Source organism: Hartmannibacter diazotrophicus, assembly GCF_900231165.1.
Taxonomy (GTDB): Bacteria; Pseudomonadota; Alphaproteobacteria; order Rhizobiales; family Pleomorphomonadaceae; genus Hartmannibacter; species Hartmannibacter diazotrophicus.
This window is the reverse complement of sequence record NZ_LT960614.1, coordinates 71348-86965: the sequence shown is the minus strand read 5'-3', so window position 1 is coordinate 86965 and position 15618 is coordinate 71348. Positions and strand designations below refer to the sequence as shown.

Genomic DNA, 15618 nt, shown 5'->3' with positions numbered 1-15618 from the left:
TTGCGCAAGTCGACGACCGGGCTCCGGCGTCACAGTCCAAAGCGTATAGCGCCGTGGAGCGACGCATCCACGGCGGGTGGGGGATGGAGAAAAGTCCCATGCTCGATATCACCAGCACGCCGCTGAAATCCCTGCTGCATCGCCGCCGCCCCGGCTATTCGCTGGAGGCGCCCTTCTACCTGTCGCCGGAGATTTTCGCCGCCGACATGGAGACCATCTTCCAGCGTCACTGGATTTTCGTCGGCGTCGAGCCGGACGTGCCGGAGCCGGGCGATGCCATGGTCGTCGATATCGGCGGCACGTCCGTCGTCATCGTGCGCGACGACGACATGAATGTGGTCGCCTTCCACAATGTCTGCCGCCATCGCGGCGCGCGTCTCGTGCACGACTACAAGACGACGGTCGGCAATCTCGTCTGCCGCTATCACGCATGGACCTACGGCCTCGACGGCAAGCTGATGTTCGCCGAGCACATGGGCGAAAACTTCGACATGAGCTGCCACGGCCTGAAGCCCGTGCACCTGCGCTCGCTCGAAGGCCTGCTGTTCCTGTGCCTTGCCGACGAACCGCCGGCCGACTTTGACGACATGGCCGCCGTGATGGCGCCCTATCTTGCCCCGCACGACCTGCGCAACACCAAGGTCGCCTTCGAGATGGACATCGTCGAGCCGGGCAACTGGAAGCTGACGATGGAAAACAACCGCGAGTGCTACCACTGCGCGGGCAACCATCCCGAACTGACCGTGCCGCTTTTCGCCGAGGGCTTCGGCTTCGCGCCGGAATCGCTCGATGAGGCCGGCCGCCTGCAGGCGGAACGCTACAGCTGCCTGGTCAACGAGAACCACGGCGACTGGGAAAAGGCGGGTTTCCCGTCACGCTGCCAGGAGCATCTCGACGACATGGTCACCGGCTACCGCGCCGAGCGCCTGCCGCTCGACGGTGATGCCGAGTCGCATACGCTCGACACCAAGGCCGCCTGCAAGAAGCTGATGGGCAAGTTCACGAACCACAAGATGGGCGCCCTGCACTTCTGGACCCAGCCCAATTCCTGGCACCACTTCATGGCCGATCATGCGGTGACCTTCTCGGTCCTGCCGCTCGACGCCGAGCATTCCCTGCTGCGCACCAAGTGGCTGGTCCACAAGGACGCCGTGGAAGGCGTCGACTATGACGTGGAGAACCTCAAGGCGGTGTGGGTCGCCACCAACGACCAGGATTCCACCCTCGTCGGATACTGCCAGACCGGCGCGCGCAGCCCGGCCTATGAGCCCGGCCCCTACTCGCCGCATACCGAGATGCTGGTCGAACGATTCTGCAACTGGTACGTCGGTCGCATGACCGAAGTGCACGGCCTCTGACCAGACTGTCCCGCACGATGACCGACGCGATTGCCGGCTTTCTCGACCCTTCGCTCCCGCTCTGGGACCCGGAGGCGGACGATACGCTCGTCGTGCGCCAGGTGCGCGAGGAGACACACGACGTCAAGACCTTCGTGCTGGCGCCGAAGGCTCCCTGCCGCTTTGCCTACAAGCCGGGCCAGTTCCTGACGCTCGACCTCGATATCGCCGGCGAGCGGGTCAACCGCTGCTACACGATCTCGTCCGCGCCGACGCGTCCGGGCACGATCTCGATCACGGTCAAGCGGGTGCCGGACGGCCCTGTGTCGAACTTCCTGCACGACACGCTGAAGGCCGGATCGGAGATCCGCGCCGTCGGGCCGATGGGCGAGTTCACCTGCGTCGACCACCCGGCGCCGAAATACCTGTTCCTGTCCGGCGGCAGCGGCATCACCCCGCTGATGTCGATGGCGCGGTCCTTCCATGACCTCGCGGAGCAGCGCGACATCGTCTTCGTCCATGCCGCCCGCTCGCCCGCCGACATCATCTTCCGCGACGAACTGGCGCTGATGGCGCGCAACCTGCCCGATTTCCGTTTCGCGGCAGTCTGCGAGGGCGACACGATCGCCGAGCGCTGGAACGGTTTTTCCGGCCGGCTGACGCTGGACATGCTGAAGCTCATCGCGCCGGACTTCATGGAGCGCGAGATTTTCGTCTGCGGCCCCTCGCCCTTCATGATGGCGGTGCGGATGATGCTGGGCGAGGCGGGCTTCGACATGGTCCGCCACCACGAGGAAAGCTTCAATTTCGAGGAGCTTTCCGCCGCCGAACCGGAAGTCGCCGCCGAGGTCACGGCCGCCGAGGACACCGGGGTCAAGACCTTCCGCGTCGAGTTCGCGAAGTCGAAGAAGGTCATCGAGGTGCCCGAGGACGCCTTCGTGCTGGAGATGGCGCGCAAGGCCGGCATGCGGCTGCCCGCCTCCTGCACCAAGGGCATGTGCGGCACCTGCAAGTCGAAGCTCGTTTCCGGCGAGGTGGAGATGAAGCATGCCGGCGGCATTCGCCAGCGCGAGATCGACCAGGGCATGGTGCTGATCTGCTGCTCGCGGCCGAAGACCGACCTCGTGATCGACAAATAGGCAAGCCGCAGGATCACCGGATCGGCCAGGTCATGGGTTAGGATCAAGGCACCAGAACCGCAAAAGGATCATCGCCCATGCGCCTCCTGCCTTTCATCCTCGCCATGCTTCTTTCCGCCTGCAGCGCCGGGGTCGGCGTCGGGACGGCAACGATCCGCCAGACGCCGGACGGGACGATCACCGCGACGGGCAACAGCTATTCCTGCGGTGTCGCGGTTCCGGCCGGACAGACGCCGCCCGCCGGATGCGGGACCTCCGGCGGCACCGTGACCGCAAGACCCTACTGATCCTATCGGCCGGGCGGGCAAAGGTTGCGCCCGATCCGGCCCAAGACCGACAAACGGGAACGACACGCATGATCGCCAACGCCGACGCGCTCCTCAAACCGCTGACGATCAAGGGCCTGACCATCCGCAACCGCGTGATGTCGACCTCGCACGCCCCCGGCTACGGCAAGGACGGCAAGCCGCAGGAGCGCTACCAGCTCTATCACGCGGAAAAGGCCAAGGGCGGCATCGGGCTCACCATGTTCGGCGGCTCTTCGTCCGTCGCGCTCGACAGCCCGGCCGCGCCGTGGAACCAGATCTCGGTCGCCGACGACAGCGTCGTTCCCTATTTCCAGGAGTTTGCCGACCGTGTTCACAGGCATGGCGCCAAGCTGATGATCCAGCTCACCCACATGGGCCGGCGCACCAAGTGGGACACGGAAAACTGGTTCCCGACCGTTTCCGCCTCCCCCCGGCGGGAGCCGGCCTCGCGCACCATTCCGAAGCAGCTGGAAAAAGCCGAGATCCGCCGCATCGTCAAGGATTTCGCCGCCGCCGCCAAGCGTTGCAAGGACGGTGGCCTCGACGGCTGCGAGATCTCCGCCGCGCACGGGCACCTCGTCGACCAGTTCTGGTCGCCCTCGATCAACTTGCGCAGCGACGAATATGGCGGAAGCCTTCAGAACCGCATGCGATTCGGCATCGAGGTGCTTTCCGCGATGCGCGAGGCGGTGGGCGACGACTATGTCATCGGCATGCGCATGTCCGGCGACGAGATGATCGAGGACGGGCTCTCGCAGGAGGACTGCCTGGCGATCGCGACGGAATACGCCCGGCGCGGCCTCGTCGACTTCCTCAACATCATTGGCGGGCAGGCGCGCGACCACATCGCCCATGCCATCTCGCTGCCGAACATGAGTTTCCCGGTCGCGCCCTTCCTGTTCCTGCCGAGCGCCATCAAGCGCGAGGTGGACGTGGCCGTCTTCCACGCCCAGCGCGTGACCGATCTTGCCACCGGCGCACGTGCCGTCGCCGAAGGTCATGTCGACATGATCGCCATGACCCGCGCGCACATTGCCGACCCGCATCTGGTCAAGAAGCTGACGGAAGGCCGGGAGGACGACATCCGGCAATGCGTCGGCGCCGGCTACTGCATCGACCGCATCTATGTCGGCGGCGACGCGCTGTGCATCCAGAATGCCGCGACGGGCCGCGAGGCGACCATGCCGCACGTGATCCAAAAGGCGGACACCAAACGCAAGGTCGTCGTCGTCGGCGCCGGTCCCGGCGGGCTGGAGGCGGCGCGGGTTGCGGCCGAACGCGGCCATGACGTGGTGCTCTTTGAAAAGGACACGGTCACCGGCGGCCAGATCAACATTGCCTCCAAGGCGACCTGGCGCGAGGCGCTTTCGGGCATTCCGCGCTGGCTGCATGCGCAAGTGGTCAAGAAGGGCGTCGACCTTCGTCTTGGAACGGCCGCAACGCCCGAGATGGTAAAGGCCGAAAACCCGGATATCGTCATTCTCGCCACCGGCGGCACGGCCACGACGGGCTACGCCAAGGGTCATGAGCACGTGGTGACGACCGCCGACGTCCTCACCGGCTCGGTCGAGCCGACCGGTACCGTGCTCGTCTATGACGAGATCGGCGGCCACAACGCCTCCTCCACCGCCGAAGTGCTGGCGAAAAAGGGTTGCCTCGTCGAGGTGGTCACCCACGACCGGATGGTCGCTGAAGAGGTCGGCACGACCAACCAGCCGATCCACCTGCGCGAACTCTACAAGCTCGGCGTCATCATGACCCCGAACACGGAGCTGATGGAGGTTTACCCGGAAGGCAACCGGCTCATCGCCGTGCTCCGCAACACGATGACCGACGCCGAGGAAGAGCGCGTCATCGACCGCGTCGTCGCCGACTACGGCACCCTGCCGGTCGAGGAGCTCTACAACGGCCTCGTCGAAGGCTCGGTCAACGAGGGGATCATCGACCAGGCAAGCGTCATCGCCGGCAAGCCGCAGCCCTGGCCGCTCGGTCAGGGCTACCAGCTCTACCGCATCGGCGACGCGCTCGCTGGACGCAACATCCACGCGGCGATCTACGACGCGCTTCGCCTCGTGAAGGACATGTGAGGGGGACGCCATGACCCTCCTCTTTCCCCTTCTGATCCTCGCGCTCGCCCTTGCGGCGGTAGCCGTCGCCCTGAAGCGGGCGCGGTTGTGGCGCATTGGCAAGCCGGCGGCCGTCGACTGGTTCGACGGGCTCAAGGCGTTGCCCAGGCGCTACCTGCACGACGTCCATGATGTCGTTGCCCGCGACCCCTTCACGGCCCGCATGCATGCGCTGGTCGCCGGCGGCCTGCTGGCGGGCTCGGGCCTCGCGCTCCTCGGCCTCCTGCCGGTCCTCGGCCATGCCCGGCCCTACTGGTGGCTCGTGGCGCTCACCTTCGGCGTCATGCTCGCCGGCAGCGTGATGGTCGGGCGGCGGCGCATTCCGACGCGGCCAAAGAACCTGTCCGCCGGAAGGTTCCAGACCCTTCCTTTCCTGCTCGTCGGCTACGGGATCGGGGGCTTTCTCGCTGCCATCGGGAACGCGGCCGGCTCTCCGGTCCTCGCCGGCGCGGGTCTCGTGCTCGCCGCCATCGGCGGCGCCGGCCTCGTCGTTTTCCTCGATAACGGCCCGCTGCGCCACGCGCTCGCCGGCGCGCTGCATCTGGCCGCCCATCCCCGCAGCGGGCGTTTCGAGGGTCGGCGCGAGACCGCGCTGCGACCGCTCGATCTGGAAAAGGACGAGAAGCTCGGCACCGAGACGCCGGCCGATTTCACGTGGAACCGACTGCTCGGATTCGACGCCTGCATCCAGTGCGGACGCTGCGAGCTTGCCTGCCCGGCCTTTGCCAGTGGGCAGCCACTGAACCCTAAACGGCTGATCCAGGACCTCGTCTCAAGCCTCGTGCCCGACGCACCGGCCTATGCTGGCAGCCCCTATCCGAATGCGCGCGATGTCGCCGGCAGCGGCGGTCCGCACGCGGCCATCATCGGCGAGGGCGCCATGATTCATCCGGATACGCTCTGGTCCTGCACCACCTGCCGGGCCTGCGTCGAGGAATGCCCGATGATGATCGAGCATGTCGACGCCATCGTCGATCTCAGGCGCTTCCAGACCATGGAACTCGGCCGCCCGCCGGAAAAGGCGGCCCAGCCTCTCCTCGACATGCGGCAGGCCGAGGAGCCCGGCGGACGGGCGCTCGCCAGCCGCACCGATTTTGCCGCCGGGCGTCCGCTCAGGGTCCTCAAGGAGGGCGAGCGTGCCGACGTTCTGCTCTGGCTCGGCGAGGGCGCCTTCGAGCTTCGCTACGGCCGCACGCTCCGGGCCCTCGTCACGTTGCTCGACGCGGCCGGCGTCGACTATGCGGTGCTTGGGCCCGAGGAGCGCGACTGCGGCGACCTTGCCCGCCGGCTCGGCGACGAGGCGACGTTTCAGATGCTGGCGAAGGCCAATATCGCAACGCTCCGCGCGCGCTCCTTCAACAGGATCCTCACCGCCGATCCACACGCTCTCCACGTGATCCGCAACGAATATCCACAGTTTGGCGGCGCGTTCGAGGTCGGGCACCATTCGGCCTTCCTCGCCGATCTCGCCGCCTCGGGCCGCATCGAACTGGGCAGCCTTTCGGGCGCGGTGACCTATCACGATCCCTGCTACCTCGGCCGCTACAACGGCGAGATCGAGGCGCCGCGCGCGCTTCTCGATGCGCTGGGGCTTAATCGCGCCGAGATGGTGCGTTCGGGCAAGCGGTCGATGTGCTGCGGCGGCGGGGGCGGCGCGCCGGTTGCCGACATTCCCGGCGACACGCGCATCCCGGACCTTCGCATGGGACAGGCCAGGGAGACGGGCGCGCCAATCGTCGCGGTCGCCTGCCCGATGTGCACGGCGATGCTGGAAGGCGTCACGGGCGACCGGCCCGAGGTGAAGGATATCGCCGAATTGATGCTGATGGCGCATGAGGCTGCGGGCACCGCCCCGCTGCGGGAGGCGGCGGAATGAACCGGACCCGACGCGACCCAAGGGCGGACCGTGCCGCACGGATTGTACCCGGTAGCGGTCGTCCGCGCTTCGGCATCGAGGTGCAGACGGCCGCCGCGCCAGAGGTCGGGCCGACGGGCCGGCCCCGGCGCGATCCGCGCGGAGACTGGCTTGCCTCGCGCCTGCGGCTGGAGCCGAGGCCGCGATATGACCGGGCGCGACGCGACGGCGGCCATACGGCCATTGGCGAGGGTGTCGCGGCGGCTGCGGCGGCGCCGAGGCTGCGCATCATCGACAGTCCGGCCTTCCTCGTCGCGGCCCTGCCGGAGACGGCAAAAGGCCGGCTGACGCCGCATGGCCGCCAGCTTCTCGGCGCGGCGCGCCTGCTGGCCGATGCCGGCGGCGGCGCCGTTCTCGCGCTCGTCAACGGCGCCTGCGAAGGGCTCGGCGAAGTCGGCGCGGACCGCGTGATCGACTATTCTGTCTACCTTGCCGGGGACTACGACCCGGAGAGCACCGCCGCCTTCGTCACGGCCCTTGCCGGCAGCCTGTCGCTGAGGCACATCCTCTTTTGCGAGAGCATCGACGGCGGCGACCTTGCCCGGCGCGTTGCGGCGGAGATCGGCGAGCCGCTCTTTGCCGGCGCGGAAAGCCTTTCGGCATCCGCCATCACCCGGGCCGCAAAGGGCCGCCGGATCGAGCAACGCGGGAAGCTGCCACGGATGATCTCGCTTGCGCCCGATGCGGTTGCGCCCCACAGCGGCGATCGGGCCGAGGCACGCGATATCGCCCATAAGACAGACCTGTCCGTTTCGACAAGCAATCGCGCGCTCGCCGATGCCGTCTTCGTGCCGGCCGATCCGGCGACGGTGTCGCTCGCCGATGCGACCTTCGTCGTCTCCGCCGGCAACGGCGTCAGCGATTTTTCCGGCTTCCGCCAGCTTGCCGCAGCGCTCAACGGCACACCCGGCGCAAGCCGCGTCGTCTGCGACGCCGGGCTCATGCCGCGCGCAGCGCAGGTCGGCGCGTCGGGAACCGTGCTTTCGGCGACCTGCTATTTCGCGCTCGGGATCGCCGGCGCGCCGCAGCACCTCCAGGGCGTTGCCGACTGCGAGCATGTGATCGCGGTCAACACGGACCTGCATGCGGCGATGATCGAGCGGGCCGGCCTTGCCATCGTCGCCGACGCGCAAAAGGTCATCCCGGCGCTTCTCGATCTTGTCGCGGAAAGGACAGCGCCATGAAGGTCGTCGTCTGTCTTGCCGCCGCCCGTCACCCGGTCTCGGGCAAGGGGGCGCCGTCGCGCAACGAGTTGCAGGCGATTCGCCTCGGCAGGATGCTTTGCGGCGATCCAATCGGCCTTCATGCCGGACCGACGGTGGACGGGATCGCCGATGCGCTCGGACACGGGCTTGCCACGATCCTGCATGCGCCGATCGATACGGCGGTCGATGCCGTTCCGGCGCTGGCGAGCGTCCTTGCCGAGCTTCGGCCCGATCTTGTCCTGACCGGCAAGCAGGGACAGGGCGGCGAGGATACCGGCCTCCTGCCCTACCTTTTGGCCAAGGCCCTTGGCTGGCCGGTGGTCGGCGATGTCGTTTCAATCGAGGCGAAAGGGGACGGGGTGTTGGCCGTGGAACAGGCGCTCGGGCGCGGCGCGCGTCGACGGCTCGTGGTTCGCGCGCCTGCGGTGATCGCGGTAAGCCCTTCGGCGCCCGCACCCCTGCCCTTTGCCGCTGGAGCGGCGCGGCGCGGTGCAATCCAGCGGCTTGATGTCGTGATTGAAGAGAAGGTGGCCACTGGTGCTCAGGCCTTCGAGGAGCGGCCCTATCGCAAGCGCCCGAAGATGATGGCAAAGGTGGCGGCCGGCGCGTCCGCCGCGGACCGGCTCAAGGCCGCGACGCAGGCGGCGGGCGGCGGCGGCAAACTGCTGGTCGACCCCGATCCGCGCGAAGCGGCGGAAGAGATCCTGTCCTATCTGGAAGGATTGGGTCTGGGCCCCAAGGCCGGATAGAGGTCATCGCCCAGCAGAGGGGCGCTCCGCGAGGCGATGAATGGTTTTCGGTCAGCCAGCGGCCGCGACACCGGTCGGCAGCGGGCAGGAAACGCCCGTTCCGCCAAGGCCGCAATAGCCTTCCGGGTTCTTGGCAAGATACTGCTGGTGGTAGCCTTCCGCGAAATAGAAGGGACCCGCATCGAGGATCTCGGTGGTGATCTTCTGGCCCCGGCCGGCGCGGCTCAGCGCCTCCTGGTACATCGCGCGCGAGGCCTCGGCGACGGCGCGCTGCTCGGGCGAACTCACGTAGATGCCCGAACGGTACTGCGTGCCGGTGTCATTGCCCTGGCGCATGCCCTGCGTCGGGTCGTGGCTCTCCCAGAAGGTCTTCAGCACCTTGTCGAGCGAGACGACCTTGGGGTCGAAGGCGACGAGCACCACCTCGTTGTGGCCGGTAAGGCCCGTGCAGACCTCCTGATAGGTCGGGTTCTCGGTGAGACCCGCCGCGTAGCCGACGGCGGTGCCCCAGACGCCCGGCAACTGCCAGAACTTGCGCTCCGCGCCCCAGAAGCAGCCAAGGCCGAGAACGATGGTCTCGATCCCGTCGGGATAGGGGCCCTTCAGCGGGTTGCCGTTGACGAAATGGGTTGCGGCGGTCGGGATCGGCTGGGCGCGGCCCGGGATCGCCTCCTCGGGCGTCGGCAGCTTCAGCTTCCGGTTCAGCATGTCCGCGAGAAACATGGCATCTCTCCTCATGACGGGAACGGCCGTCGCCGCAGCACTTCCTTCCGCGGGGTCGTTCAAGCGTCTCAATCTTCCAACTGCGCCGTCCGGTCCTTTCCGATGACCATCAGGGCAAGCCCGAGGACGAATCCCACCGCGAAGGTCGGCAGCAGAAGCAGCGACACGACCAGCGGATCCCAGACGAGAGGCCCGAGATGGCTCGTCACCGAGGTCTGCGCGCCGATCAGGCTGGCGGGACTGATGGCCGACCAGGTCTCACCGAGCTTTGTCAGGATCAGGCGGTCCGCCGCGATCGAGCGAACGCCGTCGGCGATCATCGCGATGAAGGCCGCCGTGAAGATGACAAAGCCGAATAGCCGGAACAGGAAACGGATCACCGCGTGGTCCCCATGCGGTCCGCAGTCAGAAATCTCTGGAACGAAGGTAAGCAGTCGCGAGCGGCGGCGCAACAGGGCAGCCGGCGCACTGGCGCAAGCGTGATCGCACGGTGAAGTCGCTCGATCCCCGCGACATGCCTGCCCCTGTCTCGGACGGCAGTCGCTACCGCGCGGCGCGCACGCCCTCGGCCAGTTCGCCGACAAGGGCGATGACGGCGCCAACGGTTGCGTCCGTCGCCTTGCCCTCATCGTCGAGGGAATCACGGACGGCGTTGACCAGCGCCGAGCCGACGACGACCCCATCGGCGTCCTTGCCAAGCGTCTTCGCCTGTTCACCCGTCTTGACGCCGAAGCCGACCATCACGGGCAAGTCCGTGTGCCGCTTGATGCGCTCGACGGCGACCTTGACGCGGCTTGCGTCCGGGGCCGCCGTGCCGGTGATGCCGAGGATCGAGACGTAGTAGACAAAGCCCGAGGTGTTGGCGAGCACCGCCGGCAGGCGCTTGTCGTCGGTGGTCGGGGTGGCAAGGCGAATGAAGCTGATGCCAGCCTTGATCGCCGGAAGGCAGAGTTCCTCGTCCTCTTCCGGAGGCAGGTCGACGACGATGAGGCCGTCGACGCCGGCCGCCTTGGCATCCACGAGGAAGCGTTCGACGCCGTAGATGTAGATGGGGTTGTAATAGCCCATCAGCACGATCGGCGTTTCGTCATTCTCCGCGCGGAAGGCGCGGACCATCTCCAGCGTCTTGACCATGGTCTGGCCGCCATGGAGGGCGCGCAGGGTCGCGGCCTGGATCGGCGGTCCCTCGGCCATCGGATCGGAAAAGGGCATGCCGAACTCGATGATGTCGGCGCCCGCGCCGGGCAGCGACTTCAGGATCTTCAGCGACGTCTCGTAGTCGGGATCGCCGGCGGTCACGAAGGTCACGAGTGCGGGGCGGCCTTCGCCCTTCACTCGGGCAACGGTCGCATCGATCCGGGTCTTGGTCATTCTGGGCTCTTTCCGGCCGGGCGGCCATGCCGCCGCGCATTTAGAAACGTTGGCACGGATTTAGGCCATTTCGCCCGCAAATGAAACTCCCGTAACAGCACCAATCGCCATGCCGCCGCACCAAAAAGAGGCAAGCCGGCCCGTCAGAGCAGCGGCAGGAGCATCATCACGAGCCCCACGATCGACGCCAGCCAGACGAGCGTCCGGACGACAGGCAGACCGATCGCATAGACCGGAACGTAGATCACCCTCGCCCAGAACCAGAGGGCCGCGCCCGTCGCGCCGATGCCGCCGGTCATGCCGGTCGCGACCAATGCCAGGGCGAGGCCGATGAACGCCGGATAGGTCTCAATGAAATTGCGCAGACTTCGCGTCAGCCGTCCGGTCAGCCGGCTGAGACCCGGCACCTCATCGCGCGGACTGAAGGCATAGGACAGGCCCGCGTCCTTCACCAGGGACAGGGTCTGGATAACGATGTGCAGAATCAGGAGGATCACGCTCCAGACGAGGATCTGAAGCTCGGTCGATTGGACAGCCGCATCCATGGTGCAGTCTCCTTATCGGTTCCCTCAGTCACCTTGAGGTCTCTCAGGATAGCCGATCCCCCGGCCTGCGGAAATGAACCGCAAAGCATCTTTTCCATTCCGGCAACATTGTTGCGGGAAAGATCCCACTTTTCCGGGCATTCGGGTCGCGGGCCCGGCTTGGCCATGCCCTGGACGATCGGCCAGATGTCGTCGCTACGTGTTTCTGCTGACAGACGCTGTATGCTATGTGTGCAATTGATTATTTTGTAATCAATTCTTCCGTGATTACTTCAAGATCAAATGATCACTTTACAGGCAATCGTGAGGCGCCATGCTGACGCAGCTCCGGCATTTCTTTCGCCGTCATGAACCAATTTCCTCCGCTCCGCTGGCTCACCTGAAGTCGGGCATGGGCGGCCTCGTGGGAATCGGCGCCTCCGGCGCGCTCGCCGCCTTCACGGGGCTTCCGTTCCTCATTGCCCCCTTCGGCGCCTCCGCCGTCCTGCTCTTCGGCCAGCCTGCCAGCCCGCTCGCCCAACCGGCCAACGTCATCGGCGGCTATCTCGTGGCGCTTGGCGTGACCGTCGGCGTGCTGCTAGCCCTGCCCGCCGGCTGGCCAGCCGCCGCTCTTGGCGTCGGTGCGGCAATCGCGGTCATGCTGTTCCTGCGCGTCACCCATCCGCCGGCGGGCGCCATCCCGATCGTCGCCGCCACCTCGGCGATCCATGTCGGAACGCTCTCGCTCGTCGTGGCGGCCGGCAGCGTGCTGCTCGTCGGCATCGCCACGCTGCACCACTGGCTGCCGCCGCGGCATATCTACCCGCGCCGCGCCGATCTCGGCTGAGACGCCTCTTTCTGCCATCGACGCCCTTGTCCGGCAAAGCGATCCGTGCCAGTTGGATTGGGAACGGATACCGAAAAGCTGGACAAGACCGATGCCGGGCGCCGCGCCTGCCCTTTGCGTGAAGATCTGCGGATTGTCGACGACCGAAAGCCTCGACTGGGCCGTCGCGGCCGGCGCCGATCTGATCGGCCTCGTCTCCTTCGAAAAAAGTCCCCGCCACGTCGATCTGGACCGGATGGCGATGCTGGCCGACCATGTGCGCGGACGGGCGGGGATTGTCGTCCTGACGGTCAACGCCGACGACGAGCGCCTCGCCCGCATCGCGGAGGCGGCGCGGCCCGATCTCCTGCAACTCCACGGGAAAGAGACCGTCGAGCGGGCCTCGGAGATCTCAGGCCGCTTCGGCATCCCCGTCATGAAAGCGCTCGGGATCGCGACCCGCGAGGATGTCGCGACCGCGCGCCCCTATGCCGAGGCGGGCCACCGGCTGCTCTTCGACGCCAAGCCACCCAAGGATGCGACCCGGCCCGGCGGCCTTGGGGCGACCTTCGACTGGTCCGTGCTTGAATCCCTTGACCCGGACCTTCGCTTCATGCTTTCCGGGGGCCTTGATCCGAACAATGTCGGCGAGGCCGTGAACCGGCTCCATCCGGCCGGCGTAGACGTTTCGTCGGGCGTGGAGAGCGCGCCCGGAACCAAGGACAAGGGCCTCATCGAGGCCTTCGTCCACAAGGTGCGCGAGGCGGCCGGCCGGCCGCTTTCCGCTGCGCATTCCCGAGAACTACTGGCCTGAGGACTTCTGGCGTGAGCGTCACCCCCAATTCCTACCGCACCGGCCCGGACGAGCGCGGTCATTTCGGCATCTTCGGCGGACGCTTCGTCGCCGAGACGCTGATGCCGCTGATCCTCGACCTGGAAAAGGCCTATGAGGAGTCCAAGAACGATCCGGCGTTCCATGCCGAGATTGCCAGCCTTCACACCCACTATGTCGGACGCCCGAGCCCGATCTACCTCGCCGAGCGGCTGAGCGAGCATCTCGGCGGCGCGAAGATCTACTTCAAGCGCGAGGAGTTGAACCACACGGGCAGCCACAAGATCAACAACTGCCTCGGCCAGATCCTGCTCGCCAAGCGGATGGGCAAGACCCGCATCATCGCCGAGACCGGCGCCGGCCAGCATGGCGTCGCCTCGGCCACCGTCTGCGCCCGCTTCGGCTATCCCTGCGAAGTCTACATGGGCGCGACGGACGTTCAGCGTCAGTCGCCCAACGTCTTCCGCATGAAGATGCTCGGCGCCAAGGTGCATCCCGTCACCGCCGGCAACGGCACGCTGAAGGACGCCATGAACGAGGCGCTGCGCGACTGGGTGACCAATGTCGAGAGCACCTACTACCTGATCGGCACGGCTGCCGGCCCGCATCCCTATCCGGAGATGGTGCGCGACTTCCAGTCGATCATCGGCAACGAGGCGAAAGCGCAGATGCTGGAGACCGAAGGCCGGCTGCCGGATGCGGTGGTTGCCTGCGTCGGCGGCGGCTCCAACGCCATCGGCATCTTCCATCCCTTCCTCGACGATCCCGACGTGGCGATCTACGGCGTGGAGGCGGGCGGCCACGGGCTCGACGTCTTCAACGGCCATGCCGCGTCGCTGACCGGCGGCAAGCCGGGCGTTCTCCACGGCAACCGCACCTATCTGCTGCAGGACGACGACGGCCAGATCCTGGAAGGCCACTCGGTCTCCGCCGGCCTCGACTATCCGGGCATCGGGCCGGAGCATTCCTGGCTGAAGGAAACCGGCCGCGTCACCTATGTGCCGGCCACCGACAAGCAGGCGCTGGACGCCTTCCAGTTGATGACCCGCCTGGAGGGCATCATCCCCGCGCTCGAATCGGCCCATGCCATCGCCCATGTCATCGAAATGGCCCCGAAAATGGCCAAGGATGAAGTCATCCTCGTCTCCCTTTCGGGACGCGGCGACAAGGACGTCGAGGCGGTCAGCAAGCTGCTCGGCTACGAGATGTAAGGACGAGAGCCAAAGACATGCCCAACATTACCGTGCAGATGTTCCCCGGCCGCACCGTGGAGAAGCGGCGCGAGCTGATCGCCGAACTGACCAAGACGACCTGCGCCGTCCTCGGCTGCTCGCCGGGCGCCGTCACCGTCATGCTTCAGGATGTCGACCCCATCAACTGGGGCGAGGCCGGCGAGACCTACGCCGACAGGATGGCCGCGAAGAAGGCGGAGACCTGATCCGGGTTCCGATCGCTGGATGAAAGACGAAAAAGCCGGGCCATGCACCCGGCTTTTTTCATCCGGGGATGGAGAAGCGGTATTCCGTCACCTGCCGATAGACCTCGCCTGGCCTCAGCACCGGTGCGAAAAAGCCCGGCGTGTTGATGGCATTGGGAAATGCCTGCGGCTCGAGGCAAAGCCCGGCATGCGGGCCGACGGGATGCCCGTTGTCGCTCGTCAACGGCAGTCCAGCCGCGCCGCCGTCATAGAACTGGACGCCCGGCTCGGTCGAAAGGATCTCCAGCGCCAGATCGCCGTTTGCGCCGGTCAGGCGGGCCATCTGACGCGGTGCGCTTGAGGGCTCCATGGCAACGGCGAAATTGTGGTCGTAGCCCGGCGAACGGCCGTCTGGCCCGGCGACGGACCGGGCCTCACGAAAGTCGAAGGGCGTGCCCTCGACGGGCCGCAGTTCGCCTGTCGGGATCAACCGGTCGTCGACAGGGCAGTAGGTGTTGGCTGAAATTTGAAGGCGATGGCCGAGAATGTCCGCGCCGGCGTCGAGGTTGAAGTAGCTGTGGGTCGCGAGATTGACGAGCGTCGACGCGTCGGTGGTCGCCGTCAGCGTGATCACAAGCGTTGCCCCGTCCGCGATCTCGTAGGTGCAGCGGACCTCGACCGCCCCCGGATAGCCCTCCTCGCCGTCGGGAGACCGGAGCGTCAGCGTCACCGACGTTTCGTCGGCCGTCTCCACCTGCCAGATGTGGTTGGAGAAGCCGTTGGCGCCGCCGTGCAACTGGTTGCCGCGCTCGATTTCATTGCAGGGCAAGGCATAGGTTCTGCCATCCAGCACGAACCGGCCGCCGGCGATCCGGTTGGCGCATCGGCCGGCAACCGCGCCGAAATAGCCGGCGCCATTTTCATAGGCGGCAAGATCGGAAAATCCGAGAACGACATTGCGGCGACCGGACGGCAGCGTCACGTCGAGGCGGCGAAGGATGGCGCCAAGCGTCAGGATCGAGGCCCTCAGCCCCCCGGTGCCAATGATGATTTCATCGACGGCTGCGCCATTTGCGAGCGTGCCGAATCGCGTTGCGGCCATGGTTGCCTGTCTCCCCTCACGGCCGGGACGGTTTCATGTCCGTC

The 15618-nt window shown here is 66.7% G+C and carries 15 protein-coding genes and 1 pseudogene; 11 read left to right on the top strand and 5 right to left on the bottom strand.

Annotated features, from left to right (window positions below):
• Positions 1 to 98: 98 nt before the first annotated feature.
• From HDIA_RS00360 to HDIA_RS00330, 7 genes are all read left to right on the top strand, one after another.
• Positions 99 to 1358, top strand: coding sequence for an aromatic ring-hydroxylating oxygenase subunit alpha (locus HDIA_RS00360; protein WP_099553331.1), 1260 nt, complete (start codon positions 99 to 101; stop codon positions 1356 to 1358).
• Between the two features lie 17 nt (positions 1359 to 1375).
• Entirely contained in the window at positions 1376 to 2476 is a 1101-nt protein-coding gene (locus tag HDIA_RS00355; protein ID WP_099553329.1) for an FAD-binding oxidoreductase, read from the top strand.
• A 77-nt stretch (positions 2477 to 2553) separates the two neighbouring features.
• Positions 2554 to 2763, top strand: coding sequence for a hypothetical protein (locus HDIA_RS00350; RefSeq protein WP_099553327.1), 210 nt, complete (start codon positions 2554 to 2556; stop codon positions 2761 to 2763).
• A gap of 68 nt (positions 2764 to 2831) precedes the next feature.
• Positions 2832 to 4871 carry an oxidoreductase gene (locus tag HDIA_RS00345; RefSeq protein WP_099553325.1) on the top strand — a complete coding sequence of 680 codons (2040 nt, stop codon included), beginning with the start codon at positions 2832 to 2834 and terminating at the stop codon, positions 4869 to 4871.
• Positions 4872 to 4881: 10 nt separating this feature from the next.
• Positions 4882 to 6786 carry a DUF3483 domain-containing protein gene (locus HDIA_RS00340; RefSeq protein ID WP_099553323.1) on the top strand — a complete coding sequence of 635 codons (1905 nt, stop codon included), beginning with the start codon at positions 4882 to 4884 and terminating at the stop codon, positions 6784 to 6786.
• Complete coding sequence (locus tag HDIA_RS00335) at positions 6783 to 8009, top strand: electron transfer flavoprotein subunit alpha/FixB family protein (RefSeq protein WP_099553321.1); 1227 nt, start codon at positions 6783 to 6785, stop codon at positions 8007 to 8009. The genes HDIA_RS00340 and HDIA_RS00335 overlap by 4 nt, the downstream gene beginning before the upstream one ends.
• Entirely contained in the window at positions 8006 to 8779 is a 774-nt protein-coding gene (locus HDIA_RS00330; RefSeq protein WP_099553318.1) for an adenine nucleotide alpha hydrolase family protein, read from the top strand. Before HDIA_RS00335 ends, HDIA_RS00330 begins: the two co-directional genes overlap by 4 nt.
• A gap of 51 nt (positions 8780 to 8830) precedes the next feature.
• Here HDIA_RS00330 and msrA read toward each other — a convergent pair whose 3' ends face one another.
• The 4 genes from msrA to HDIA_RS00310 all read right to left on the bottom strand — a co-directional run bounded on the left by msrA (position 8831) and on the right by HDIA_RS00310 (position 11418).
• On the bottom strand, positions 8831 to 9502 hold the full coding sequence (gene msrA / locus HDIA_RS00325; protein ID WP_197708076.1) for a peptide-methionine (S)-S-oxide reductase MsrA: 672 nt from the start codon (positions 9500 to 9502) through the stop codon (positions 8831 to 8833).
• A gap of 68 nt (positions 9503 to 9570) precedes the next feature.
• Positions 9571 to 9882: a hypothetical protein gene (locus HDIA_RS00320; RefSeq protein WP_099553316.1), complete on the bottom strand. Its 312-nt coding sequence runs from the start codon at positions 9880 to 9882 to the stop codon at positions 9571 to 9573.
• 163 nt (positions 9883 to 10045) lie between these two features.
• Positions 10046 to 10873 (bottom strand): tryptophan synthase subunit alpha, encoded by an 828-nt coding sequence (trpA, locus tag HDIA_RS00315; RefSeq protein ID WP_099553314.1) that lies wholly within the window; start codon positions 10871 to 10873, stop codon positions 10046 to 10048.
• A gap of 143 nt (positions 10874 to 11016) precedes the next feature.
• Positions 11017 to 11418, bottom strand: coding sequence for an MAPEG family protein (locus tag HDIA_RS00310; RefSeq protein WP_099553313.1), 402 nt, complete (start codon positions 11416 to 11418; stop codon positions 11017 to 11019).
• A gap of 313 nt (positions 11419 to 11731) precedes the next feature.
• Between HDIA_RS00310 and HDIA_RS00305 the strand changes: the two genes are divergently transcribed.
• The 4 genes and pseudogenes from HDIA_RS00305 to HDIA_RS00290 form a co-directional block, all read left to right on the top strand.
• A complete protein-coding gene (locus HDIA_RS00305; protein WP_099553311.1) occupies positions 11732 to 12244 on the top strand; it encodes an HPP family protein in 513 nt (170 codons plus the stop codon).
• Positions 12245 to 12335: 91 nt separating this feature from the next.
• Positions 12336 to 13037 carry a phosphoribosylanthranilate isomerase gene (locus HDIA_RS00300; protein ID WP_099553309.1) on the top strand — a complete coding sequence of 234 codons (702 nt, stop codon included), beginning with the start codon at positions 12336 to 12338 and terminating at the stop codon, positions 13035 to 13037.
• Positions 13038 to 13048: 11 nt separating this feature from the next.
• Positions 13049 to 14266 carry a tryptophan synthase subunit beta gene (gene trpB / locus HDIA_RS00295; protein ID WP_099553307.1) on the top strand — a complete coding sequence of 406 codons (1218 nt, stop codon included), beginning with the start codon at positions 13049 to 13051 and terminating at the stop codon, positions 14264 to 14266.
• A 14-nt stretch (positions 14267 to 14280) separates the two neighbouring features.
• Positions 14281 to 14493: pseudogene (locus HDIA_RS00290) on the top strand (tautomerase family protein); the annotation flags it as partial.
• 58 nt (positions 14494 to 14551) lie between these two features.
• Here HDIA_RS00290 and HDIA_RS00285 read toward each other — a convergent pair.
• A complete protein-coding gene (locus tag HDIA_RS00285) occupies positions 14552 to 15574 on the bottom strand; it encodes an aldose epimerase family protein (protein WP_099553303.1) in 1023 nt (340 codons plus the stop codon).
• Positions 15575 to 15618 lie beyond the last annotated feature (44 nt).

What these genes read in the sequence shown, in the direction of transcription:
- HDIA_RS00360 (WP_099553331.1), top strand. Translation starts at nt 99, where the DNA reads ATGCTCGATATCACCAGCACGCCGCTGAAATCCCTGCTGCATCGCCGC.
- HDIA_RS00355 (WP_099553329.1), top strand. Translation starts at nt 1,376, where the DNA reads ATGACCGACGCGATTGCCGGCTTTCTCGACCCTTCGCTCCCGCTCTGG.
- HDIA_RS00350 (WP_099553327.1), top strand. Translation starts at nt 2,554, where the DNA reads ATGCGCCTCCTGCCTTTCATCCTCGCCATGCTTCTTTCCGCCTGCAGC.
- HDIA_RS00345 (WP_099553325.1), top strand. Translation starts at nt 2,832, where the DNA reads ATGATCGCCAACGCCGACGCGCTCCTCAAACCGCTGACGATCAAGGGC.
- HDIA_RS00340 (WP_099553323.1), top strand. Translation starts at nt 4,882, where the DNA reads ATGACCCTCCTCTTTCCCCTTCTGATCCTCGCGCTCGCCCTTGCGGCG.
- HDIA_RS00335 (WP_099553321.1), top strand. Translation starts at nt 6,783, where the DNA reads ATGAACCGGACCCGACGCGACCCAAGGGCGGACCGTGCCGCACGGATT.
- HDIA_RS00330 (WP_099553318.1), top strand. Translation starts at nt 8,006, where the DNA reads ATGAAGGTCGTCGTCTGTCTTGCCGCCGCCCGTCACCCGGTCTCGGGC.
- msrA (WP_197708076.1), bottom strand. Translation starts at nt 9,502, where the DNA reads ATGTTTCTCGCGGACATGCTGAACCGGAAGCTGAAGCTGCCGACGCCC.
- trpA (WP_099553314.1), bottom strand. Translation starts at nt 10,873, where the DNA reads ATGACCAAGACCCGGATCGATGCGACCGTTGCCCGAGTGAAGGGCGAA.
- HDIA_RS00310 (WP_099553313.1), bottom strand. Translation starts at nt 11,418, where the DNA reads ATGGATGCGGCTGTCCAATCGACCGAGCTTCAGATCCTCGTCTGGAGC.
- HDIA_RS00305 (WP_099553311.1), top strand. Translation starts at nt 11,732, where the DNA reads ATGCTGACGCAGCTCCGGCATTTCTTTCGCCGTCATGAACCAATTTCC.
- HDIA_RS00300 (WP_099553309.1), top strand. Translation starts at nt 12,336, where the DNA reads ATGCCGGGCGCCGCGCCTGCCCTTTGCGTGAAGATCTGCGGATTGTCG.
- HDIA_RS00285 (WP_099553303.1), bottom strand. Translation starts at nt 15,574, where the DNA reads ATGGCCGCAACGCGATTCGGCACGCTCGCAAATGGCGCAGCCGTCGAT.